General features: G+C 60.2%; 20 protein-coding genes. 12 read left to right on the plus strand and 8 right to left on the minus strand.

Going from position 1 to position 22,284, the window contains the following annotated elements; translation table 11 throughout:
• Positions 1 to 73: 73 nt before the first annotated feature.
• Entirely contained in the window at positions 74 to 1,093 is a 1,020-nt protein-coding gene (locus ACM6I0_RS14075) for an AraC family transcriptional regulator (protein WP_414922584.1), read from the minus strand.
• Between the two features lie 166 nt (positions 1,094 to 1,259).
• On the opposite strand from ACM6I0_RS14075, the gene ACM6I0_RS14080 reads away from it, so the two are divergent.
• The 4 genes from ACM6I0_RS14080 to ACM6I0_RS14095 all read left to right on the plus strand — a co-directional run bounded on the left by ACM6I0_RS14080 (position 1,260) and on the right by ACM6I0_RS14095 (position 3,810).
• A complete protein-coding gene (locus ACM6I0_RS14080; protein WP_414922585.1) occupies positions 1,260 to 2,111 on the plus strand; it encodes a 3-hydroxybutyryl-CoA dehydrogenase in 852 nt (283 codons plus the stop codon).
• Positions 2,098 to 2,703, plus strand: coding sequence for a TetR/AcrR family transcriptional regulator (locus ACM6I0_RS14085; protein WP_414922586.1), 606 nt, complete (start codon positions 2,098 to 2,100; stop codon positions 2,701 to 2,703). Before ACM6I0_RS14080 ends, ACM6I0_RS14085 begins: the two co-directional genes overlap by 14 nt.
• Positions 2,704 to 2,846: 143 nt before the next feature.
• The gene (locus ACM6I0_RS14090; RefSeq protein WP_285433262.1) at positions 2,847 to 3,260 is read left to right on the plus strand and encodes a VOC family protein; all 414 of its coding nucleotides are present in this window, start codon (positions 2,847 to 2,849) and stop codon (positions 3,258 to 3,260) included.
• Between the two features lie 121 nt (positions 3,261 to 3,381).
• A complete protein-coding gene (locus ACM6I0_RS14095) occupies positions 3,382 to 3,810 on the plus strand; it encodes a hypothetical protein (protein ID WP_285433261.1) in 429 nt (142 codons plus the stop codon).
• Between the two features lie 9 nt (positions 3,811 to 3,819).
• On the opposite strand, the gene ACM6I0_RS14100 is transcribed toward ACM6I0_RS14095, so the two are convergent.
• The 5 genes from ACM6I0_RS14100 to ACM6I0_RS14120 form a co-directional block, all read right to left on the minus strand.
• Positions 3,820 to 5,046, minus strand: a complete 1,227-nt coding sequence (locus tag ACM6I0_RS14100) for an RtcB family protein (RefSeq protein WP_414922607.1) — start codon at positions 5,044 to 5,046, stop codon at positions 3,820 to 3,822.
• Positions 5,047 to 5,269: 223 nt separating this feature from the next.
• Positions 5,270 to 5,485, minus strand: coding sequence for a TOBE domain-containing protein (locus ACM6I0_RS14105; protein ID WP_027921432.1), 216 nt, complete (start codon positions 5,483 to 5,485; stop codon positions 5,270 to 5,272).
• A 177-nt stretch (positions 5,486 to 5,662) separates the two neighbouring features.
• Positions 5,663 to 7,108, minus strand: a complete 1,446-nt coding sequence (locus ACM6I0_RS14110) for a hypothetical protein (RefSeq protein ID WP_414922587.1) — start codon at positions 7,106 to 7,108, stop codon at positions 5,663 to 5,665.
• A gap of 4 nt (positions 7,109 to 7,112) precedes the next feature.
• A complete protein-coding gene (locus ACM6I0_RS14115; protein ID WP_414922588.1) occupies positions 7,113 to 9,074 on the minus strand; it encodes a hypothetical protein in 1,962 nt (653 codons plus the stop codon).
• Positions 9,075 to 9,171: 97 nt separating this feature from the next.
• Positions 9,172 to 10,383 (minus strand): patatin-like phospholipase family protein, encoded by a 1,212-nt coding sequence (locus tag ACM6I0_RS14120; RefSeq protein WP_414922589.1) that lies wholly within the window; start codon positions 10,381 to 10,383, stop codon positions 9,172 to 9,174.
• Between the two features lie 384 nt (positions 10,384 to 10,767).
• On the opposite strand from ACM6I0_RS14120, the gene ACM6I0_RS14125 reads away from it, so the two are divergent.
• The 4 genes from ACM6I0_RS14125 to ACM6I0_RS14140 all read left to right on the plus strand — a co-directional run bounded on the left by ACM6I0_RS14125 (position 10,768) and on the right by ACM6I0_RS14140 (position 14,232).
• Positions 10,768 to 10,974, plus strand: coding sequence for a hypothetical protein (locus ACM6I0_RS14125; RefSeq protein WP_285433237.1), 207 nt, complete (start codon positions 10,768 to 10,770; stop codon positions 10,972 to 10,974).
• A 143-nt stretch (positions 10,975 to 11,117) separates the two neighbouring features.
• Positions 11,118 to 11,822: a metallophosphoesterase gene (locus ACM6I0_RS14130; RefSeq protein ID WP_414922590.1), complete on the plus strand. Its 705-nt coding sequence runs from the start codon at positions 11,118 to 11,120 to the stop codon at positions 11,820 to 11,822.
• 194 nt (positions 11,823 to 12,016) lie between these two features.
• Positions 12,017 to 13,207: a serine hydrolase domain-containing protein gene (locus ACM6I0_RS14135; protein ID WP_414922591.1), complete on the plus strand. Its 1,191-nt coding sequence runs from the start codon at positions 12,017 to 12,019 to the stop codon at positions 13,205 to 13,207.
• A gap of 101 nt (positions 13,208 to 13,308) precedes the next feature.
• Positions 13,309 to 14,232 carry a transporter gene (locus tag ACM6I0_RS14140; protein ID WP_414922592.1) on the plus strand — a complete coding sequence of 308 codons (924 nt, stop codon included), beginning with the start codon at positions 13,309 to 13,311 and terminating at the stop codon, positions 14,230 to 14,232.
• Positions 14,233 to 14,312: 80 nt separating this feature from the next.
• Here the strand turns inward: ACM6I0_RS14140 and ACM6I0_RS14145 are convergent, their stop codons facing one another.
• Together ACM6I0_RS14145 and ACM6I0_RS14150 are read right to left on the minus strand one after the other, a co-directional pair.
• A complete protein-coding gene (locus tag ACM6I0_RS14145) occupies positions 14,313 to 15,341 on the minus strand; it encodes an AraC family transcriptional regulator (protein ID WP_414922593.1) in 1,029 nt (342 codons plus the stop codon).
• A 68-nt stretch (positions 15,342 to 15,409) separates the two neighbouring features.
• Positions 15,410 to 16,360 (minus strand): LysR family transcriptional regulator, encoded by a 951-nt coding sequence (locus tag ACM6I0_RS14150; protein WP_414922608.1) that lies wholly within the window; start codon positions 16,358 to 16,360, stop codon positions 15,410 to 15,412.
• 395 nt (positions 16,361 to 16,755) lie between these two features.
• Here ACM6I0_RS14150 and ACM6I0_RS14155 point away from each other — a divergent pair, with 395 nt between their 5' ends.
• The 4 genes from ACM6I0_RS14155 to ACM6I0_RS14170 all read left to right on the plus strand — a co-directional run bounded on the left by ACM6I0_RS14155 (position 16,756) and on the right by ACM6I0_RS14170 (position 22,221).
• Positions 16,756 to 17,085 (plus strand): DUF485 domain-containing protein, encoded by a 330-nt coding sequence (locus ACM6I0_RS14155; protein ID WP_259150004.1) that lies wholly within the window; start codon positions 16,756 to 16,758, stop codon positions 17,083 to 17,085.
• Positions 17,082 to 18,731: a cation acetate symporter gene (locus ACM6I0_RS14160; RefSeq protein ID WP_414922594.1), complete on the plus strand. Its 1,650-nt coding sequence runs from the start codon at positions 17,082 to 17,084 to the stop codon at positions 18,729 to 18,731. Before ACM6I0_RS14155 ends, ACM6I0_RS14160 begins: the two co-directional genes overlap by 4 nt.
• A gap of 184 nt (positions 18,732 to 18,915) precedes the next feature.
• Positions 18,916 to 20,166 carry an OprD family porin gene (locus ACM6I0_RS14165; RefSeq protein ID WP_414922595.1) on the plus strand — a complete coding sequence of 417 codons (1,251 nt, stop codon included), beginning with the start codon at positions 18,916 to 18,918 and terminating at the stop codon, positions 20,164 to 20,166.
• Between the two features lie 351 nt (positions 20,167 to 20,517).
• Positions 20,518 to 22,221, plus strand: a complete 1,704-nt coding sequence (locus ACM6I0_RS14170) for an AMP-binding protein (RefSeq protein WP_414922596.1) — start codon at positions 20,518 to 20,520, stop codon at positions 22,219 to 22,221.
• Positions 22,222 to 22,284 lie beyond the last annotated feature (63 nt).

A 22,284-nucleotide genomic window follows, 5' to 3' on the forward strand; every position in this document is an offset into this window, starting at 1 on the left:
TGCGCCGACGTATGAGGCATGAACAGTGGTCCGCCGCGTAAATAGTGCGCGGCGGTATATCACCTCAATTGAGTCAACCTGCCACTCCCCCCTGAAACCGCGCCCGATACCGCCCCGGGCTCTCCCCCGTCCACTTCTTGAACGCCCGATGAAACGCACTCGGCTCCTGAAAACCCAGCTGTTCAGCAATGTCGCTGATATTCGCCCGGCTCTCGCGCAGTTGCTCAAACGCCACCCCGCGCCGTACCTCATCCTTGATCTCCTGATACGAACAGCCTTCGCGCTCCAGTTTGCGGCGAAAGGTGCTGGGGCTCAGGTGTTGTTCCAGGGCGAAGGCCTGCAAGGTCGGCCAATCGCTGTAATGGCTGTTGCGCAGGCGCTGATGCACTTGTGAGGCCAGGCCGTGCTGGTTGCGGAAACGGATCACCAGCCATTGCGGCGCGGTGCGCAGGAACACTTTCAGCGAGGCCAGGTCCTGCACCACCGGCAGGCGCAGGTAGTGGCTGGCGAATTCGATTTCGGTGCGCTCGGCGCCAAAGGTCAGGTTGGGGCCCCAGAGCAATCGGTCATCGCTGAGGGACACGCGCTCGTGGCGAAAATCGGCACGGTCGATGGGGATGCGACGTCCGCCGAGCCAGCACAGCAGGCTGATCATCAACACCAGGAAGGTTTCTTCGCCAAAACGGCTGACATCGTCGTTCTGCGCTTGGCTTTGCAGGCTGATGATGGCGCGTTTGCCGCGCACGGTCAGGGTGCCGCGAAAGTCGCGCAGGAACAGCGCGAAGTTGGCCAGGCATTGGCGCATGGCTTTGTGCAGGTCGGGTTCCTGGATCAAGGCGCGGCAGATCAGCGCGAAGCTGCCGGGCGGCATGCCGTGGGAGTCGAGGCGGAAGAATTCATCGTTCAGGTCACGGATCTGAATCAGCCACAGCGCGGCAAACGCGCTCGCCGGCACTCGCGCAGTCGGCTGCTCGATTAATGCCGGGTCGATGCCCGCCTCTTCCAGCGCAGCGCGCGAGCGCTGTGGATTGTCCCCTTGCCCCTGGATCATCGCCTGCACGAAGTAGGCCGCCACCGAGTCCTTTTCCCGCATTTGAACGCTTCTCTCCTCATCGCCCGAATGGCAAAAAACACCAGCACCGTTGAACAGTTGCGGCATAGGACAACCGCCCCGCCGGTTCTAGACTCGCGGCCAATAGTACGCCTTCGGCCACCCAGTCGGCCAAGGTATCGCGGGGTTTGATCGGAAGGACGCAAAGATGAATCTGCAAAACATTGGCGTGATCGGCGCAGGCACCATGGGCAACGGCATTGCGCAAGTCTGCGCCCTGGCCGGCTTCAACGTGACCTTGATCGACATCTCCGACAGCGCTTTGCAAAAGGCCCTGGCGAACGTCGGCAAAAACCTCGACCGGCAGATCGCCAAGGAAACCCTGAGCGAAGACCAAAAGCTCGCCGCCCTCGCCAGGATCCGCACCAGCACCGATTACAGCAGCCTGCAGAACGCGCAGATGGTGATTGAAGCCGCCACCGAGAACCTCGACCTGAAACTGCGCGTGCTGCAACAGATCGCCGCGCAGGTCAGCGCCGAGTGCGTAATCGCCTCCAACACGTCGTCGCTGTCGATCACACAATTGGCCGCCAGCGTCAGCCAGCCCGAGCGCTTTATCGGCCTGCACTTCTTCAACCCGGTGCCGGTGATGGGCCTGATCGAAGTGATCCGTGGCCTGCAAACCAGCGACGCCACCCACGCGCTGGCGCTGGACATGGCCACCACCCTCGGCAAGACCGCGATCACCGCCGGCAACCGCCCGGGTTTCGTGGTCAACCGGATTCTGGTGCCAATGATCAACGAAGCGATTCTGGTGTTTCAGGAAGGTTTGGCCAGCGCCGAAGACATCGACGCCGGCATGCGCCTGGGTTGCAACCAGCCGATCGGCCCGCTGGCCTTGGCGGACCTGATCGGCCTGGACACCGTGCTGGCGATTCTCGAAGCCTTCTACGACGGCTTTAACGACAGCAAATACCGCCCTGCCCCGCTGCTCAAGGAAATGGTCGCCGCCGGCTATCTGGGACGCAAGACAGGACGTGGCTTCCATGCCTATGCCTGAGCGTTGCTCACGCTTCGCCGAGTACCGGGACAAGGTGCTGGAGTTGTTCGCCAGCAAAGGTTTCGGTCAGGTCGGCATGCGTGAGCTGGCCACCTGCCTGGGGCTGTCCCCGGGCTCGTTGTATCACCATTACCCGAGCAAACAGCACTTGCTGCTCGACCTGATCGAAGAGTTCTATGAAGAGCTGTTGTCGACCCTTGGGCGCATCGATCAAAAGGCCTCGGCCAAACGCGACAAACTGCCCAACCTGATCCGCGCGCATTTGAATCTGCACCGTGAAATGCCTTGGCATTTTCGTCTGGCGGAACGTGACAGCGGCTGCCTCAACGAAGAACAACAGGCGCGCGTGCGGCTGTTGCGTGAGCAATACGAGCGCAAGTTGTTGAAGATGCTCGGCGTCCCGTCGCGTCTCGGAGAACAGGGTTTGATGGCCACCGGACACGCTATCGCCAACTTGCTCAACAGCGCGCCCGGCTGGCTGGCGCAGCATCCGCTGGAAGACGCGCAGCGTGATGAGCTGCTGGAAAACCTGGTGAGTGGTGCCGTTGAGCGCTTGCTGCGGCCATCCTGCGCCTCGCGCGCGGTGGCCTGAGTTTTCAGGCAATAAGCGGTTCCCCTTCCATAGAAAAAACGTCTAAACAAACTCGGCACAATCCCGTCTCTAAGGCTTTGCTACTTGGAGTCAATTGATAGGCCAGAGGGCACCTCCAGGTCCCTCGGTCAACGGGAGCAAACATGAAAATCAATCCCTATCTCATCTTCAACGGCGACTGCAAAGCCGCCTTCACGTTCTATGAGCAAGCCCTGCAAGGCCGGATCGAAATGATGATGACCTTCGGCGAAAGCCCGGCTCGCGAGCAGCTTCCTGCGGACCTGCATAATCTGATCATTCATACCCGCCTGGCGGTGGGTGATCAGGCGATCATGGGGTCGGACACCACGCCGGATCGTCCGACGGATGATATGAGCGGTTGTTCGGTTTCGTTGAATGTCGACAGCGTTGCCGAGGCCGAGCGCGTCTTTGGCGCGTTGGCGGAGGATGGCAAGGTGCAGATGCCGCTGGACAAGACCTTCTGGGCTGAGCGGTTCGGGATGCTGGTGGATCGGTTCGGTGTGTCTTGGATGGTGAATTGCGAAAAGGATCAGTGACGTTTTCAGACATTAAAAAAGCCCAGCCTGAAAGGGTTGGGCTTTCTGGAAACTCCCGGACCGTCTGCTACCGTCAACAAGGCAGCCCGCGTAGTAGCGGCCCCTTCGGAGGAGTTCCACCATGCCTGCCCATGACGCCCCTTTGTCCACCCGTCTCAAACTGTCCCTGTTGGCGGGCGGACTCACCGCTGCCCTGCTCGCACTGAGTGGGTGCGCCACTGTTGATGCACGAACCACCGCGTATGTGGGCGTCGAGCATCCTGCGCCGACGCTGGCCAGCGAGGTCGTGGTGTTGCGCACCGAGCCGATGCGCCCGCACATTCGTTTGGGTGAAGTGCTGATCGATGCGAGTGTCGACCCTGCCCCGCCGATTACCAAGGTCGAAGAAAAATTGCGGGACGAGGCGGCCAAGCTCGGGGGCGATGCCGTGGTGGTGGTCTATGACCATATCCAGCCGGTGGGCGCCTACGTCAACGGGCCGCTGTGGGCGCGCGATGTCGAAACCATTGAGGGGCGCAAACTCAAGGGGATCGTGATCAAGTACCGCTAATGACTGCGTTCAGCCCTTCACGCACACCACTTGCCGCAAGGTGTGGAGCACTTCCACCAGTTCGCGCTGAGCGTGCATGACGTGGTCGATGTCTTTGTAGGCCATCGGTATCTCATCAATGACGGCGGCATCCTTGCGGCATTCGACGTGAGCAGTGGCGCGGATCTGGTCCTGTACGGTGAACAGGCTTTTTGCTTTGGTGCGGCTCATGACGCGGCCGGCGCCATGGCTGCAGGAGCAAAACGATTCTTCATTGCCAAGGCCACGAACGATGAAGCTTTTTGCGCCCATTGATCCCGGGATAATCCCCAGTTCGCCCTTTTGCGCTGACACCGCGCCCTTGCGGGTGACCAGAATATCCTGGCCAAAATGCCGCTCTTTTTGCACGTAGTTGTGGTGGCAGTTCACCGCTTCCAGTGCCACGTCGAAGGGTTTGCTGATCACTTTGCGTGTTGCCTGAATCACCGCTTGCATCATCAGTGCGCGGTTCTGTTTGGCGAAGTCCTGGGCCCAGTTCACGGCTTCGACGTAGTCGTCAAAATGCCGGCTGCCTTCCTTGAAGTAGGCCAGGTCGCGGTCCGGCAGGTTGGCGATGTGCTGCCGCATGTCGGCCTGGGCCAGTTGAATGAACAGGTTGCCGATGGCGTTACCGACCCCGCGCGAGCCGCTGTGCAGCATGAACCAGACCCCGTTGGTTTCGTCCAGGCACACTTCGATGAAGTGGTTGCCGCTGCCCAGTGTCCCCAGGTGAACACGGTTGTTGGTGCTGGCGAGTTTCGGGTATTTGTCGGTGATCGACTTGAACCGTGAATGCAACGCCGTCCAGGCGTGATCAGCCTGTTTGGGAACGCTGTCCCAGGCGCCTTTGTCGCGGATGCCACGGCCCAGGGTGCGCCCATGGGGCACCGCTTTCTCGATGGCGCAACGCAAGCCATGCAGGTTGTCCGGCAAATCGGCAGCCGTCAGCGATGTGCACGCAGCGATCATGCCGCAGCCGATGTCGACCCCGACGGCGGCGGGAATGATCGCACCCACCGTAGGGATGACACTGCCGATGGTCGAGCCCTTGCCCAGGTGGACGTCGGGCATCACTGCCAGGTGTTTGAAGATGAATGGCATCTTCGCGGTGTTGATCAACTGCTGCCGGGCTTCGTTTTCTACCGGGACGCCTTCGGTCCAGAGCTTGATCGGTTTGCCGTTGGCGACTTCCAGCAGTTGATAGGTTGGGGCTTGCATGATGTAGGGGCTGTTCTCGGCTGCCTGTGCTGCCATGTGCTTTCTCGAAAACTGTCAGCGTTGTTTTTCAACACGCTGACGACTGCAGTTGCTCGGCGTAGATAAACGTTCGCTGTGGTCCAGCGGTATAGCCGATTCGAGATCGACGACGATTGTCTCCACTAACGGCAAGGATAGTGTCGATTGCTCCGCACGGATACAGGTCTGGGTGCAAGCTGGTGATTCAGAGCTTGGCAATGGAGACTTCGGTGGATTTCACGAAGGCAATCACCTCGCTGCCCACTTTCAATTCCAGGTCGCGCACCGAGCGCGTAGTGATGACCGAGGTGACAATGCCGGAAGCGGTTTGCACATCGATTTCGGACACCACTTCGCCTTGCACAATTTCCTTGATGACACCCTTGAATTGGTTACGGACGTTGATCGCTTTGATAGTCATGTCGAGGCTTCCTGTCTGGTGTAGGGCACATCCGCATGGATGCGCAGGCCCTCAAAGTGCACCACCCGAATCAACAACAAAAGGAATATATAATTATCTATTTATTCTATTAAGGAATATACAGCGTCATGCCTGCGTCATGCTTGGCCGGCCCTGCTTGCCGGGCAGTGATCGGATTCAATACGGGATCGAAACCTCCACCCACAAATCATCAGCGCCATAACTCAGGCTGACCGGATGATTGGGGTCTGTCGGTGAATCGTTGAAAGCCTTGATTTCATTCGCGGGGGTCCCATCACCGCTCACGACCCGCTGCCGGGTACGTTCTTGCAACGCACTCAATAGATCCGGATAGGGCATTTTCCAGTCTTTGCCTTTGGCAACATCCGCGTCCACCGGGATCATCGCCACCAGCCGGGGATCGTGCATTTTTTCCAGTCCCGCCGCACGCGCGGTGGCGTTGTGGCTGCAATGGTGACCGACTTTATAGAGCGTGACCCGGGCGAGAATCTCATCTCGGGTCAATGGCGCCGGTGCTCCTGGCTCGCTGTCCTTGGGATACGTCTGGTCTCCCCAGGACAACCAGTTGCCCACCTGGGCGTCTCCGGGAAACAGCAGTATTTGCCCGTCAGGCAGTTCGAACGCCAGGACCAGACTCGTGTTGTTGGTGTCCGAATCCATCTTCAGGGCGAGGGTCTCCGCGCCGTCCAGCCATTCGTCTTCAATACAGCGCCATTGGTTTTCGTGGCTGAAATAGCGCTGCTCGACGCTGTCGGCTTTGTCATCGATGGCGCGGTGGGGGTCTGTACCTTTTTGCGCGTTCAGCGTCGTGCGCTGATAAGGGCGGGCGAATGGCGTATCGACGTCGAGCGCAACCACACCTTTGAGCCGCAGTGTTCGCTCCTCCAGCGCCATCGCGTCGTCCAGGCTGGTCATGTAGACCTCTTTCCCCGCGCCGCTGCTGGGCAGGTTCTTGCGCAAGCGCTCTTCAGAGCGCGGAGGTCCCATGACGTATGTCTTGAGCGTCTGGAGCGCGGCCGGTTGCACCACGTCCCCAGGCTCCAGATACCGGGTCGCTTTCGAGCCCACCTTGTCCTTGAGCTTTTCGATTGTCGTGCGCTTGTCCTTGCTGGCCGGCTCGGCCAGCGGTTCGATAAACGCTGACAGCCCCTGTACGGTTTTGATCCGCGCATCTTCATTCAATGCGCTGACACTGTCGCAGAGGCCGACGACACCGGCCAATGCCACCTTGGCCTTGTTGAAACGGGCATGCAGCGCGACCGCCTGCGGATCGTTGAGGTCCTCGGTCCAGGCCAGCCAGAGCTCACCGATGTGAAAATCGTCACCCAAAAAACGCGCTTGTTCGTAGAGAAAACCAGACAGGTGATCATGGTGCTCGTGGGTCACCACCACCAGGTCCAGCACGCCACCGGTGGTTTGATGAACGTCATCAACAATGCGCGCCATTCGCTCCTTGCCGTCCTTCTCCCCTTGAAGCACACCACAGTCGATCAACAGATGGCGCGTCACCCCGGCTTCCGAGTAGCGCAGCAAAAAGCAGTCACCCAGAATCCCCCGGTACATGCGGATCGCCACCCTGTTTTTTTGGTTGGCATCCGTCATGGCGTCAGACTCCACGGTGGGTCATGGCGAAGGCGTTATCGCCCGGGCGCGGACGCCGGTAGGTCATGGCCAGGCCATCACTGCCGACCTGGAGGAAGCGTCGCTGCGCGTCCAGACGCTCATCGTCATCGATGCGCTTGCGGATGACATACCGCAGCGTGCCGTCGCGCAGGTCAATAATCAGCGTCGCCCCGCCGCGGAAGGTGAAGTCATAGGGGTGGTGACCTCTTTCTCGCACCGGCTTCAAGTCTTCTTTGAGTTGCTCCTCGGCATCGAAGTAGCCGCGACGGCGCTGGGCAATTTCGACCACCAGTTGCCGCAGGTCCTGCCCGTCCGGACCCGCCCTGCGACATGTGCGGACCGAGTGCACTTCCACGGCCGGCTGAACCCCATCTGCGCCGATGAACAACGCCCCTTGCTTCCTTGATTCGCCGGGATGGGCCATGAAGTAAATCCCCAGAACCTTCTCCCATTGCGCATCATGTGCCGACTCTGCCATCAGCCAGTTCCACACCACCTGACGATTGTGCTCAGCCTGAAGAAAAGCCTTCTCCCGTACGTATTGCGGCGTCAGATCAAGCGCGCCACCGGCCCAGCCGCGTTTCGGTTTTGCAGCGGCGTGGAAGTCGAGCAAGTCATTGGCCGTCAGTGCAAGGTCTTCTGACTGAACACCTTTCACCGACTCCCAGAGCAAGCTGTCCGGTGCCAGCGACAAACACTTGTCCGGGAAAATGCCGCGCCGTCGAAACGCTTGAATGACGGCCAGGCGATAGTGCATGGGGTCATCCGGCACCAGGTCGTTATCGGCGGTGACGATGGCCCGTAGAAATTCACCAAAGTGCACATCCACCGGTGGCAGGTAATCCAGTGCGCGGATGCACAAGCGCAGGACATGATCGGCAGACTTCACGGCTTCGCGGGTCAGGCGTGCAATCAGTTCCGTCGACAGGTTGGCGGTCGACGTCTTGTCATGCCCGGCCAGTCGAAAAAGATCCTCCGTGCGTTGCTCGTAGATAGTGATAAAGGCGTCGAAAACAGCGGCAACCAGAATCGCGCCGCGCTCATGGGGCTCGCTTAACTGCGCCAGACGTGTCGGATCAGGCAAGCCGTCCTGGCCTTTTTCGTCGATGGCGTCGCGCAAGGCCGCATAACGCCCCGACGCCTCGCCGAATTGCCGAGCCAGGCCGCTCAGCCAGGAACGCTCGCTCAAGATGCCTCGACGTGCAGCCAGTTGACTGGAGACCACTTCGGGCAAGGTGAAATGCATCAACAGCGCCACGATGTCGGCAAAGGCTTCATGAAACGCCAGGCTATCCACGTTGGTCGACTCGATGTAACGACGGTGCAAGCCATCGAGAATCGCATGGGTCGTTTCATGCGCGACGATATCGTGGGACAGCGCGGTAAAGATCCAGCCGCCCGGCAAGTTCACCCCGGCGTTGGTCATCGATGCCTTGAAGTAACCGAACAACAACGCCTTTTTCGCCGGGCTGTAATAGGCGTTGGCTTCGCGTAACGCGTGGGGATAGATGCGTAACCTTCGGACATAGGTGTGGGACGTCGTGCGCTTGGTGACGGCATCCTCGACCGCTCTGGGTGACCAGAACACCTTGCGGCCCAGCGCCCGCTCAAATAATTTGATGGTCTTCATCGCGACGGCAAAAACCATCTGCTGATGGAAACGCGGATCACCCTCGGAGGGCGCGAGGCCGTCCTGGGCCAATAAATGTGGATCATTCAAGTCCACCGGTTTATAGAACTGGCCGCTGGTAGGGTCGACATCAATGACTTCCAGGTACTCGTTCACCGGCCCCGGCAAGATGTCGGGCTCCCATCGTTGCTCCCAGGGCAATTCGATGGTGGCGTGGTTGATCTGCACCGTTTCCATTTGGGTCGAGGCTTGCGGATCGAAGGCATACACCCGCAATTTGCGCATGGCCGGTGGAGAGTAGTCGGACGTGTCCACTCCAGATCTCCTTGTCTGACCGACGTTTGAAACACGTACGCCAGAGGCTGATTATTGCGTTAGCGCGATCCTTCGATATCAGCCCGAAAATGGCGACTCACAAAGCGCTCTCGGGATAGGGAAATCCAATCGGCGGCGGCAGTTGCCCATTGAAATGCGCCCGGACGGCCGCATCGGCTACCGCATAACCCCAGTTGATCAGGCGTTTCTGGGTTTCCATGTCCTTGGTCGCAAGATCAGTCGGCACCTGGGCCAGCTGGCGCGTGCTCTCAAGCGGACAAGGCAGGCAATCGGCCAGTGCGTGAACGCCGATGTCCTGTTTGATATCCCAAAAGGCGCCGTATCGCTCACGGGCTTCGAAGGCCTGGACAAGCAGACGCTTTCTAAGACTCAGCACCTGGTTGTCCATCACGTCGAGGCAGCGACTGCCGATGGACACCCAATTGACGGACACATCGGGCTGCTCGGCAAAGGGCTTGCCGGCGTTACTGACGAACAGTGTCTTGAAGGACTTGTAGCAAGTCTCCAACCCGAGGTTATCGTAGACGCCGCCGTCAGCGAGGGCGACCGATGTGGTGTAGGGCGGATGCCGCAGAAACTGCGTACCGTCGTCAGGCGCAAAATCGCTGTCCCTGAACTCCAGCGTCGCTGGCGCGAGTATCGGCGGAAACGCCGCAGACGCCCCGACGGCCCGGGCGATCGAAAGTGCAGGATTCATGACCCTGCCCACTTTCCAGTCACCCATGTATGGTTTTGAAAATCGCCAGACCGCCCCCGACTGCAGGTTTGAGGCGTTGAAGATAAAGCGCACGCGGTCGGGTAAATCCTGCAATTTCTTACCGTTATACAGCGCATCATCGAGCGCCTTGGCCACATGCGCGTTGACCTCGCCAGGCAGCGCGATGTCCTTGATGACTTGAAAAACGCCCTTGGCCGACATCCCCGCAAGCGTCACTCCGGCCAGATGGCGTATCGGACCGACCACCAGCTCTGTAAAAGCCCTGTCGAAATCAACTGGCCCCAGGTTTTCCAGCGAGCTGAACTCCAGCGCCAGTTTCGCGGAGATGATCGAGCCGCCGGAAACACTCGATATGCGCTCGAGCTTGCCGACACTTTCGCTGCCATTGGTGCCGAATCGCTCAAGCGGCTTATCCTGAAAAAAACCCAGTTGCCCCAGCCGCCAAAGAGTGCCGGTATGGAACAACATCGCCCGATACCCCCCGCCGGACAGTGCGAGCGCCGCACTGTCGCGCAAAGGTTGGGGTTTATCCGGTTGAGCAAGATTCGAGACGGGTTCGACGGTGGGCATGACTGATCTCCAGAACCAATGAAGGGACCAAGATTCACTCGTAAGCCATGCCAGGAATGTTGAAGTGATTTCTGAATGCAGGACAGCAGACCTGTCCACTTTCCCTGCATGAAGCGACTGGGAACGGCCGCCCACTGCCTGTGCGAGACTTGGTTATAAGGTCTAGTTGGCTCAAGGCACGCGGTCAAGTTCAGGGCGGCGGTTGTTGGCGATACCACTCGTCGGCAACAAAAATCTGACGCCTTGCGCACCCTCCTGTCTGGCTCAGGGATTGCAATGGCGGTCATGCCAGCCCCGCAACGACGTCTTTCTGACGCGGCGGTAAAACCCAATCTATGCTTAAGGACGCCAGCGATACGCTTGGTCAGTCACCGGAGATGTAACGTGTCAACTCTCAATGAAATCGCAGCGAACCACGCGAGAATGGCTCTGGCAAAGGCACAAGAGTCGATCCGACTGAGTGAGCGACCACTTTCCATCGTGGGCAGCGTTGAAATCCCGTCGATCAATGAACACCCGCACGTTCCACTGCACCTTATTGCGGCAGTGCAGGACAACGGTGCCGGACAATCCAGCGGCTTTTCGCTCTGACAGCGTCTGTTCGTCGAGGAGCGGCACCCACCGTCCGGTGACCGCTCCCGCGAGTAACCGATGCGCTCTACCGCGATTCGCGCCGACGCGGCCTAAACTCAATGGACTACCATCGCGCCGGTAAACGGCGCTCGAGGTATTCCATGCGCGAATTGCCAGAGGTGCCGCGCGTAAAGCGCTTCGCCGCCAACACAGTCGGCCGAGACATCGCCGTCGGCGACATTCACGGCCATTTCACCCGGTTGCAGGTAGCGCTGGAGGCGGCCCGATTCAACCCGATGGTCGACCGCTTGTTCAGCGTGGGCGATCTGATCGACCGCGGCCCCGAGTGCCCGGATGCACTCGATTGGCTGGACAAGCCATGGTTCCACCCCGTGTGTGGAAACCATGACGACTACGTGGTTCATTTCGATACGTGCGACGTCGACAGCTGGATCTTCAACGGCGGCTTATGGTTTACGAAGCTGTCGCTGTCGGAGCGCCAACAGTTCGCCGCGAAATTTTCCGGGCTACCGATCGCCATCGAAGTCGAAACAGCACAAGGCCTGATCGGCATCGTGCACGCCGACTGCCCTTTCCCTTCATGGGAACAGCTGCGCAAGGAACTGCAATTCCCTGAATCCGAACAGCGCCTGAGGCAGGTGCAGAACCGCATCATGTGGTCGCGAAGCCGTATCGATCTGCTGGAGAGCCATGGTGTTGAAGGCCTGCGTGCGCTAATCGTGGGGCACACACCGCTGCAGCAGCCCATCAGATTGGGCAACGTGATTCATATCGACACCGCAGGCTGGAGGCCGGCGGTTGGGTACTTCACCCTTTTGAATCTTGCAACGCTCGAAACCGTCTGAGCTGCACGGCACTTAAATAAGTGCCTGTCGCCGACACCCTCTGCCGACAGCCGACAAACCCGCGGATTTTATTTTCTTACTCTCCCCTTGGCCCGACGCTCATCCCTGGTCGTCGGCCCAGTCAGTCCTACCACTGCCCCGCCATAGGCTCTAGCCGAGCGGACTATGGATCGGGTTTCAGGAGAATAAAAATAATGAATCCGGGTTTCACATCATCAACCAACCACTTGCTCGAACTCGTCACGGCTGGACAGCACCGCGTCCCAGGCGTAGTCGCCGCAATCACCGGGCGCGCCGGTTTGCTCTACGAGGGAGCCTCAGGGCTACGCATGTCCGGTCAACCAGGCGCCATGACGACCGACACCGTGTTCGCCATGTTCTCCACGACCAAAGCGATAACCGCCACGGCATTGCTTCAGTTGGTCGAAGAAGGCCGACTCGATCTCGACGCGCCAGCCAAAGACTATGTGCCGATGATTGGCGAACTGCAGGTGCTCGACGGGTTTGATGCCGACGGCACGCCACGGCTTCGCGCCCCCAAAAAACACATCACCACCCGAATGCTGCTGCTTCACACGGCAGGCCTTGGTTATGAATTCTTCAATGAAAACTACAACAGACTGGTCCAGGAACATGGCCAGCCCAGCATCATCAGCGGGTCGCTGGCGGCGCTGAAAACACCTTTGCTGTTTGAGCCTGGCGAACAGTGGGAATACGGCTCCAACATGGATTGGGCCGGTCTTGTGGTGGAGGCCATCACCGGCAAGCGCCTGGGTGAAGTCATGCGCCAGCGGATTTTCGAGCCTCTGGGCATGACCGATACCGGCTTTACCCTGACCCCGTCGATGCTCGAGCGACGGGCCGGCATGCACCAGCGTGAAGAGAATGGATCGCTGACGGCAATCGAAGGCTCCATCCTCCCGCAGGAACCCGAAGTGCACATGGGCGGCCATGGCCTGTTTTCGACAGTGAAGGATTATTGCCTGTTTATCCGTGCCTGGCTTAACGATGGACAGGGTGATCACGGGCGGATCCTGAAGCCTGAGACGGTTCGTTACGCTGAAAAAAACGGCCTTGAAAACCTGAAAATCAAAGCCCTTCCCGGCGTAATTCCGAGCATCTCCAACACCGCGGAGTTTTTCCCGGGCATGCCCAAGTCTTGGGCGTTGAGCTTCATGGTCAATGAACACGACGCCCCCACCGGTCGCCCCGCAGGCTCTTTGGCGTGGGCTGGCCTGGCCAATCTTTACTATTGGATCGACCGCAAAAACGGCATCGGTGGTTTTTGGGCCACCCAGATATTGCCCTTCGCAGACCCTGTTTCGTCCAGCGCTTATCTGGATTTCGAAACGTGCGCCTATCGCTATCTGAGCCACCGCCAGTAGCTGACCCGATTCAAGTCGCATGAGAGCCCGCCCGGGCTCCAGGCGATGGTGCAAGAACACCGTCCCCTCTCTGAAAACAACAAGAACAAAACAGGTGACCCATGGAGATCTCCACACGTACCCCTGCGCGCGCTCGATTCATGGCCTGCGGGTTTGACACGTCAACAATCGGTGCCGGCCTCGTCCTCGCCACTCTGGCGGGCAATGCCCAGGCCATCGATGTCGACGCCGGCGAATACGCTGCTGCGCTGCCCGCCGGCAGCAACATCGGCTTGCTTTACCTGCAACATGCGCAGCGGCGCGAGCTTTACAGTGATGGTCACAAAGTTGCAGTCAAAGCGGGGCTCGACTCGGATGTCGGCATCGTGCGCGTCGCGAATTACCAGCAATTGGGCGACTACACCATCAATACGCAGTTCCTGTTGCCGTTCGGTCGACTGGAAGGAACGCGCGATAACGACGCGTTGGGACAAGCCAATGGCGTGGGTGATCTGATTCTGGCCTCCACCTTGTGGCTGGTGAATGATCCGGCGAAGAACCGTTACTGGGGCATTGCGCCGTACCTCATCGCGCCGACCGGCAACTATGACCGTAACGATCCGCTCAATCTGGGGGAAAACCGATGGAGGATGATCGTGCAGACGGGCTATGTGACCGGCCTCACTGAGAAGCTGTCCCTGGACCTCACCGCCGATGTAACCGTTTATGGCAAAAATGACGACTACACCGGTCAAGGCCTGACATTGCGTCAAAAGCCGCAATGGCAAGCCCAGACTTACCTGAGGTACGCCGTGACACCCAAGCTGTCGGTGCACGTCGGTGCGTCGCAACTGTGGGGCGGAGAAACGCGCCTGGACGGTCAGGATCAGCACGATGAACCCAACACCAGCAAGTACCGTGTCGGGGGATCGTACTGGCTAACCCCTACCTTCCAGGCCTTGGTCAATTACGGCCAGGACGTCTCGGTCGACAACGGTTTCAAGGAAAACCAGCGGGTTAACCTGCGTCTGTTGTGGGTGTTCTGACCCGCAGCAAATAGCTGGAATCCTGGGCACCGAGCGCGCATCACACGCCACTCTCGGTGCCCTTGTCACGCGTCAAATCACTAGCGCAGTCGGCGCCGCAAGGTTTGCGAGGGCAACTCGCTGAAACGCTTGCGATAGCTCCCCGCAAATTCACCCAGGTTCAGATAACCCCAGCGAAAGGCGATGGCCGAAACGGTGGTGCCGGAATCCGGATCCGTCGCCAATAAATCGCGCTGCGCCCCCAGCAGCCGCTGTTCGCGCAAAAAGGCGCCGGGCGTCATTCCGCGAAAGCGTGAGAAGGCTCCACTCAATGCCCGCACACTGGTCCCGACCGCGCTGGCCACCTCTGCCATCGTCGGCAGGCTCGCGGCATTGGCACTCATGAACTCTTCGGCAGCCCTGACATAACGGGGTGCGATGCGGTTCATCGGGCTACTGAAATCCAGCCCTGCTTGCGCCGCGCGACGGGCCCACTCTTGCAGCAAATGAACGCAAAGATTGTGCTCCAGGTGCGCCCCCATCCGCCCTTCAGCCATCTGTTCGGGAGCCTCGGCCACACAACGGACCGTGTACTCCAGCAAGCTCAGCCAGCTCGAACCCACGCCGCCGATGACGCACTTGTGTCGCCAGAACTGATCGTCAGGCACGAACCCGAACCACTGCTGTGCCATCTGTTCCAGAACCCCATGAGGAATGGTCAGATTCAACTGCAGGTGATCCGCGTCGAGGTCGATCCGGTAGTCGACACGACTGCAATCGGCAATGAAGGATTGACCCACTGCCGTGTCTTCAGTGACCGAACGTTGCCCCCAGTGCCGGGCATTGCCGCGCAGGGTCGTGAGCAGTAATGCATTGCCGGCTTGCGGTGAAAACTCATCGACGCTCACCGCCACGCCATAGGCAAAACGCGTCAGCGTCAACTCGCCAATCCTGGATGAATGCATGGTCGCGCGGGGCGCGTTGACGCGCCCTGTGGGGGTCACGCGATAGGGCATATAAACCCGATCCGACCAGTCGCGAATCTCATCCCATTCGGTTGAAAAATTTTTGTGGTGCTGGCGTATCGGCTTGCCACTGACATCGATTAACAACGCATGATCGAGAAGCATGAAGACACCTGTTTTTATTTTTTTTAGGGTCGGGTTAATGCGTTTCCGGGCCGGAACAGAGCGCAAGCTCAGGGTGTCGGCAGGTAAGTCATCACCTTCGACTCGCCCATCAGCAGCGGTTGATTGAGCTCCGCGCAAGCGCGCAGGTAGTCGGCCACCAAGGTGATCCGCTTGAGCTTGCGCAGGTCCTCGCTGTAGTACATCCAGAACTGGCGAGTGACCTCCACCTGATCCGGCAGCACTTCGCACAGGCGCGGGTCGGGGCCGGCGAGGAAACAGGGCAGGATGGCCAGCGCACGTCCTTCCAGCGCTGCGTGGTACTGGGAAACGACGCTGGTGCTGCGCAAGCGGCTGTGCGCGCCAGGCAGCAGGTCGTTCAGGTAGAGCAGTTTGAAGCTGAAGGCCAGGTCCTCGACATAGGTCACGAACGGGTGACCGGCCAAATCCTCACGACTGGCAATCGGCGGATGATCGGCCAGGTATTGCGGTGTCGCATACAAACGCAGGCGGTAGTCGCAAAGCCGCGAGCACACGTATGGACCGCGCTCGGGTCGCTCCAGAGTGATGGCGATGTCCGCTTCGCGCCTCGACAGGTTGACGAAGTGCGGGACCGGCAGGATGTCCACCGAGATATGCGGGTAGTGGGTGATGAAGTGGCTCATTTGGGCAGTGACGAAGCAGGAACCGAAAGCTTCGGTACAGCCGATGCGCAGATGCCCGGCGAGTCCTCCAGTGGTTCCGGAAACCTGCTCGCAGGCTGCCAGCAACGTGCTTTCCAGAGACTCGGCATGGCCGACCAGACGCTGCCCATCCACCGTCAGGACGAAACCCGAGGTCCGGGATTTCTCGAACAACAAGGCACCCAGACTGTGTTCAAGGGCGCGGATGCGTCGCGACACCGTGGTGTAGTCCACTCCCAGGCGGCGGGCGGCACCGCTGGCGGTGCGGGCACGGGCGACTTCGAGAAAGAAGCGCATGTCGTCCCAATTCAAGTGAGTTTGCGTTGTGCGTTTTTGCATATTCATCAGGCTTTTCTGCCCATACATATTGGAAATTTGCCAACATATACTCGCATTCAACCCAGCTTGACCAGCATCGTTTTCAAGCCAGAAAAGCCCTCGAAAATAATCAGGGCTGACGGGATAAGTGCACGGTTTAACACCGGCTTGCATGCCGTAGATACGCGGCTGCACGTCAGCAAAATCAAGGTCCGCCGAGGGTCCGCGCGACAGCACGCAGACCTCCGGCACCACCCATGGGCCATCCACTTTTTTCCCGCCTGCGCAGGATCAACCGGGCGGCAATGACTCCAGCACCAGCATTCAGGTGGCGTCCCTTTTCGGAGCGTCGCTCGGGTACCCGTACGCCCCTAAAAAGGCCGACAAACAAAAACAATTAAAAGCGGAGCCTCACCATGACGACCGACCATCCGAACCATGCCCTGACTTGCGACCAGGTCAGGGCCAATCCCAAGTTCCAGCGCCTCACTCGCCAGCGCGCACTGTTGGCCTGGTCACTGAGCGGCGCGGTCCTGACCGTCTATTACAGCTACATCATGGTCGTGGCCTTCGCCCCTGCCTGGTTGCGTCTGCCGCTGTACGACGGCAGCCATCTGAGCCTCGGCATGCCGATCGGCGCGACGATAATCCTGCTGTCCTGGCTGCTGACCGCCTGGTACGTGTACACCGCCAACACCCGCTTCGACGCGCTCAGCGCGCAGATCCTCCAGGAGACTCGCGCATGAAACGCCTGACCGCCCTGCTCGCCCTTTGCCCTCTGCTGGCCAACGCCGACACCCTCATCGCAGAGAAGCAACCGCTCAACGTGCATGCCATCGGCATGTTCTTCGTCTTCGTCCTTGCCACGTTGCTGATCACTTGGTGGGCGTCTCGCCGCACGCGTTCCGCTGCCGACTTCTACAGCGCCGGTGGCGGTATCACCGGTTTTCAGAATGGCCTGGCAATCGCCGGTGACTACATGTCGGCGGCCACGTTGCTCGGCCTTTCGAGCCTGGTGTTCACCAAGGGCTATGACGGATTCATCTACATCATCGGCTTCTTCGTCGGCTGGCCCATCGTCACCTTCCTGATGGCTGAGCGCCTGCGCAACCTGGGCCGCTACACCTTCGCCGACATCGTCTCCTTGCGCCTGGATCAAACCCGCGTGCGCAGCTTCGCCGCCCTCGGCTCGCTGACAGTAGTGTGTTGTTACCTGGTGGTGCAGATGGTCGGTGCCGGCCAGTTGATCAAGCTGCTGTTCGGCCTCGACTACCGCACGGCGGTGGTGGTGGTCGGTCTGCTGATGCTGGTCTACGTGATCTTCGGCGGCATGCTCGCCACCACCTGGGTGCAGATCACCAAGGCGGTTCTGCTACTGGGCGGCGGCACCACCCTGATGCTGATGGCATTGAGTCGCTTCGGCTTCAGCTTCGAGACACTGGCTGCCCAAGCGGTGGCGGTACACGCCAGCGGCGTGCAGATCATGGGCCCGGGCACCTTGCTCGCCGACCCGATCAACGCGGTATCGCTGTCCCTCGGACTGGTCTTCGGCATCGCCGGACTGCCACACATCCTGATGCGCTTCTTCACCGTGCCCAATGCCAAGGAGGCGCGTAAATCGGTGCTGTTCGCCACGGTGTTTATCGGATTTTTCTTCCTCGTAGTTTGCATTCTGGGCTACACCGCCATCGTCATCGTCGGCACAGACCCTCAGTACTATGTCGACGGCAAGCTAGGCGGCGCCATGATCGGCGGCGGCAACATGGTGGCGATGCACTTGGCTAAAGCGGTGGGCGGCAACTTGTTTCTCGGCTTCCTCTCCGCCGTGGCCTTCGCCACCATCCTTGCCGTGGTGTCCGGACTGGCCCTGGCCGGCGCCTCGGCCATCTCTCACGACCTTTATGCTTCGGTGCTGAAAAAGGGCAAGGCCGACGAGAAGCAGGAAATGCGTGTGTCGCGCATCGCCACTGTCTGCCTGGGCATTGTCGCGATTTCCCTCGGCATTCTGTTCGAGGGCCAGAACATCGCGTTTCTGGTTGGCCTGACGTTCGGCATTGCGGCCTCTGCAAATTTCCCGGTGCTGATCATGGCCATGTATTGGGATGGCCTGACCACTCGAGGCGCCGTTTACGGCGGTCTGACGGGACTGATCAGCGCCCTGGGCCTGGTCGTCGGCTCGCCGTCGGTGTGGGTCGGCGTATTGGGCCATGCCCACGCGATTTTCCCTTACGACCAGCCGGCGCTGTTCTCCATGCCGCTGGCCTTCCTGGTCATCGTGGTCGCGTCCAAGCTGGACCGCAGCGAGCGCGCCAACCGAGAGCGCGCGGCTTATGCCGATCAGTTCGTCCGTGCCCAGACAGGCCTGGGCGCTGCCATGGCCAGCAGTCACTAACGCTCCAGCTTTACGGGGTCTGTGCCCCGAGCGCGAGTTCGCCCCTTAGCACCGCGCTTTTTTACTCCCGCCCAGCGCCGCCCCGCGCTGGGCACGCTCAACAAGCCTTCCCTCCACTGGCCCCGGTCAGTGCGGGATCGGCTTGCTCGTAAAAACACTGACCCATAACAACAAGAGACACGCCATGAAACCCAGCCTTTTCACCCTGTTCCTGGCAGGCACCAGCCTGGCCACCCAAGCCCATGCGGACTTCCTCGCAGACAGCAAGGCCAGCCTGGAGCTGCGCAACTTCTACTTCAACCGGGATTATCGCCAGACCAACGCCCCTCAATCGAAACAAGAGGAATGGGCCCAGGGTTTCCTGCTGCGCTATGAATCGGGCTTCACCGACGGTTTGATCGGCGTCGGTTTCGATGCCATCGGACTGGTCGGCGTCAAGCTCGACTCCAGCCCTGATCGCGCAGGTTCCGGCTTGCTCAAACGCCATCGCGACACGAGCAAAGGTGCGCAGGACGAGTACGGCGAACTGGGCCTGACCGCCAAACTGCGCGCCTCTAAAAGCACGCTGAAACTCGGCACGCTGCTGCCGAAACTGCCGACCGTGCTGGCCAACGATTCACGGCTGTTGCCACAAACCTTCAAGGGCGGTCAGTTGACGTCGCTGGAACTTGAAGGCCTGACCATGGACGCCGGGCGTCTGACCCAGGTCAATCAGCGCGACTCCTCGGATTACGAGGACATGGGCATCACCCGCACCGGCGCCAAGGGCATCACGACGCGTCATCTCGGTAGCGACAGCTTCGATTTCGCCAGCCTCAACTACAAATGGACCAGCAACCTCGCCACCGGCTACAGCTACGGTCACCTCGACAATTTCTACAGCCAGCACCTGGTCAACCTGACCTACGTATTGCCGGTGACCACGGGCCAGTCGTTGAAGACCGACCTGCGTTATGCCCGGTCCACGGACGATGGCGGCAGCTATGTCGATAACAACGCCATCGGCGCGATGTTCACCTACAGCCTTGGCGGGCATGCGTTCGGGCTGGGTTATCAAGGCATGAGCGGCGACACCGGCTACGCCTACGTCAACGGCACCGACGCCTTCCTGGTGAACTTCGTGCAGATCGGCGACTTCGCCAGCAAGGACGAAAAGTCCTGGCAGGCGCGCTACGACTACAACTTTGCGGCCATTGGCGTACCGGGCCTGACCTTCATGACGCGCTACCTCACCGGCGACAACATCGATCTGGGCGCCAACCGCCCGGAAGGCAAGGAATGGGAACGCGACACCGACATTGGCTATGTCGTGCAGAGCGGACCGCTGAAAAATGTCGGGTTGAAGTGGCGCAACGCGACGGTGCGCTCGACCAACTTCGGCAGCGATCTGGATGAAAACCGCCTGATCCTCAGCTACACCCTGCCGCTCTGGTAAATCCCCTGTAAAGCCGGGGCCGCTCGTATCCCCTGACGGTGCGAGTGGCACCCATCCAACCCTCCACGCCTATGATTTTTTTGCACAACGCACCGGTTTTTATGAGCATTTTTTATTGATTTTTGCATGCATATACTGGGCTCAAGCGCTTGGTCATGAACCGGGCCAGACCCAACAAAAACAAACAAGGGCATACACCGTGAAAACATCCCTGCTCGCCGCCGTCTCCCCGTTCTCTGGTACCTGCACGCGTCCCGTACGTGTTGCTGCCCGCAGCGAAGCCAAACTCGCCGCCTGACCCTCCCGTACCCGATACCGCGCTGATCGCCCCCGCGATCGATGGAGATTTTAATGAACAGCAACTGCCAACCCTTCCTCGCCGCTCGAGACTTCCTGCTGGCCCACCGTACCGATTACGCCACTGCCACGCGGGACTTCCGCTGGCCGCAGCTGAACGAGTTCAACTGGGCGCTGGATTACTTCGATGCGATGGCCGAAGGCAACCAGGCCAACGCCCTGTGGATCGTTGAAGAAGACGGCAGCGAACAGCGCTACAGCTTCGAGCAACTGGCCTTGCGCTCCAATCAGGTGGCCAACCATTTGCGCGCCCTTGGCGTGCGCCGTGGCGAACGCATCCTGTTGATGCTAGGCAACGACGTCGCCCTGTGGGAAACCATGCTGGCCGCCTTCAAGATCGGCGCCGTGGTCATTCCCGCTACCGCCCTGTTGACCCCGGATGACCTGAGCGACCGCATCGAGCGCGGCCAGGTTCGCCACCTCGTGGTCGGCGGCGCCCATGTCGACAAGTTCGTCGGCCTGGGTGAAGGCTGCAGCCGCATCTGCGTCGGTCCGGGCCCCGCCGACTGGACCCCGCACAGCGCCGCCAGCGAATACTCCGAGCAGTTCGAAGCCGAGGGTCGCACCTATGCCACTGACCCGATGCTGCTGTACTTCACCTCCGGCACCACCTCCAAACCGAAGATGGTGCTGCACAGTCACCAGAGCTACCCGGTCGGCCACCTGTCGACCATGTACTGGATCGGCCTGCAGCCGGGCGACCTGCACTTGAACATCTCGTCACCGGGCTGGGCCAAGCATGCGTGGAGCTGCCTCTTTGCACCGTGGAACGCCGGCGCCTGCATCTTCATCCACAACGTCGCGCGCTTCAGCGCCCCGGCCCTGCTCGGCGCACTGGAGCGCTACGGCGTCACCAGCCTGTGCGCCCCGCCCACCGTGTGGCGGATGCTGATCCAGGAGGACCTCGCCAGTTACAAAGAGCGCTTGAACCTGCGCGAACTGGTAGGCGCCGGTGAACCGCTGAACCCGGAGATCATCGAGCAGATCCTGCATGCCTGGGACTTGCCGTTGCGTGATGGTTTTGGCCAGTCGGAAACCACCGCGCTGGTCGGCAACACACCCGGCCAACTGCTCAAACCCGGCTCCATGGGCCGTCCGCTGCCGGGCTACCAAGTGACCATGCTTGACCCCGACGGAGTGCCGGGCAACGAGGGTGAAGTGGCCCTGCCACTCGACGTGCGTCCGCTTGGCCTGATGCTGTGCTACGAGGACAGCCCGGGGAAAACCGCCGAAGTGATGCGCGATGGTTACTACCGCACCGGCGATACCGCGCAGATCGACGAGGATGGCTACGTCACCTTTGTCGGCCGCGCCGACGATGTGTTCAAGGCCTCCGACTACCGCATCAGCCCCTTCGAGCTGGAAAGCGCGCTGATCGAACACCCGGCAGTGATGGAAGTGGCCGTGGTGCCAAGCCCGGACCCGCTGCGCCTGGCCGTGCCCAAGGCGTTTTTGATCCTGGCTCACGACGAACCCGGAAGCGCCGAACTGGCCGGCCATATCCTCGCCTTCGCCCGCGAGCACCTGGCGCCTTACAAGCGGGTGCGCCGTATCGAGTTCGTCAGCGAACTGCCCAAGACCATCTCCGGAAAGATCCGCCGGGTGGAACTGCGACAGATGGAAGTGTTGCGCCGACAAAGTGATACACGCGGCCCGCAAGAGCACTTCGAAGAAGACTTCCCTCAGCTCAAGGGCTGAACCCCGGCCGGTTCGCCGGCCATTCTGAATTCACACGCGACCGCTCGGCCAAACAGGCCGAGG

Source organism: Pseudomonas sp. IT-P294 (assembly GCF_949767865.1).
In the GTDB taxonomy this organism is placed as follows: domain Bacteria; phylum Pseudomonadota; class Gammaproteobacteria; order Pseudomonadales; family Pseudomonadaceae; genus Aquipseudomonas.

Bases quoted from the DNA above. Each gene is read 5' to 3' on its own strand.
- ACM6I0_RS14140 (WP_414922592.1), top strand. From the start codon at position 13,309: ATGGAGATCTCCACACGTACCCCTGCGCGCGCTCGATTCATGGCCTGC.
- ACM6I0_RS14145 (WP_414922593.1), bottom strand. From the start codon at position 15,341: ATGCTTCTCGATCATGCGTTGTTAATCGATGTCAGTGGCAAGCCGATA.
- ACM6I0_RS14150 (WP_414922608.1), bottom strand. From the start codon at position 16,360: ATGCAAAAACGCACAACGCAAACTCACTTGAATTGGGACGACATGCGC.
- ACM6I0_RS14100 (WP_414922607.1), bottom strand. From the start codon at position 5,046: ATGCAAGCCCCAACCTATCAACTGCTGGAAGTCGCCAACGGCAAACCG.
- ACM6I0_RS14090 (WP_285433262.1), top strand. From the start codon at position 2,847: ATGAAAATCAATCCCTATCTCATCTTCAACGGCGACTGCAAAGCCGCC.
- ACM6I0_RS14085 (WP_414922586.1), top strand. From the start codon at position 2,098: ATGCCTATGCCTGAGCGTTGCTCACGCTTCGCCGAGTACCGGGACAAG.
- ACM6I0_RS14165 (WP_414922595.1), top strand. From the start codon at position 18,916: ATGAAACCCAGCCTTTTCACCCTGTTCCTGGCAGGCACCAGCCTGGCC.
- ACM6I0_RS14135 (WP_414922591.1), top strand. From the start codon at position 12,017: ATGAATCCGGGTTTCACATCATCAACCAACCACTTGCTCGAACTCGTC.
- ACM6I0_RS14160 (WP_414922594.1), top strand. From the start codon at position 17,082: ATGAAACGCCTGACCGCCCTGCTCGCCCTTTGCCCTCTGCTGGCCAAC.
- ACM6I0_RS14110 (WP_414922587.1), bottom strand. From the start codon at position 7,108: ATGACGGATGCCAACCAAAAAAACAGGGTGGCGATCCGCATGTACCGG.
- ACM6I0_RS14105 (WP_027921432.1), bottom strand. From the start codon at position 5,485: ATGACTATCAAAGCGATCAACGTCCGTAACCAATTCAAGGGTGTCATC.
- ACM6I0_RS14155 (WP_259150004.1), top strand. From the start codon at position 16,756: ATGACGACCGACCATCCGAACCATGCCCTGACTTGCGACCAGGTCAGG.
- ACM6I0_RS14095 (WP_285433261.1), top strand. From the start codon at position 3,382: ATGCCTGCCCATGACGCCCCTTTGTCCACCCGTCTCAAACTGTCCCTG.
- ACM6I0_RS14080 (WP_414922585.1), top strand. From the start codon at position 1,260: ATGAATCTGCAAAACATTGGCGTGATCGGCGCAGGCACCATGGGCAAC.
- ACM6I0_RS14120 (WP_414922589.1), bottom strand. From the start codon at position 10,383: ATGCCCACCGTCGAACCCGTCTCGAATCTTGCTCAACCGGATAAACCC.
- ACM6I0_RS14170 (WP_414922596.1), top strand. From the start codon at position 20,518: ATGAACAGCAACTGCCAACCCTTCCTCGCCGCTCGAGACTTCCTGCTG.
- ACM6I0_RS14075 (WP_414922584.1), bottom strand. From the start codon at position 1,093: ATGCGGGAAAAGGACTCGGTGGCGGCCTACTTCGTGCAGGCGATGATC.
- ACM6I0_RS14130 (WP_414922590.1), top strand. From the start codon at position 11,118: ATGCGCGAATTGCCAGAGGTGCCGCGCGTAAAGCGCTTCGCCGCCAAC.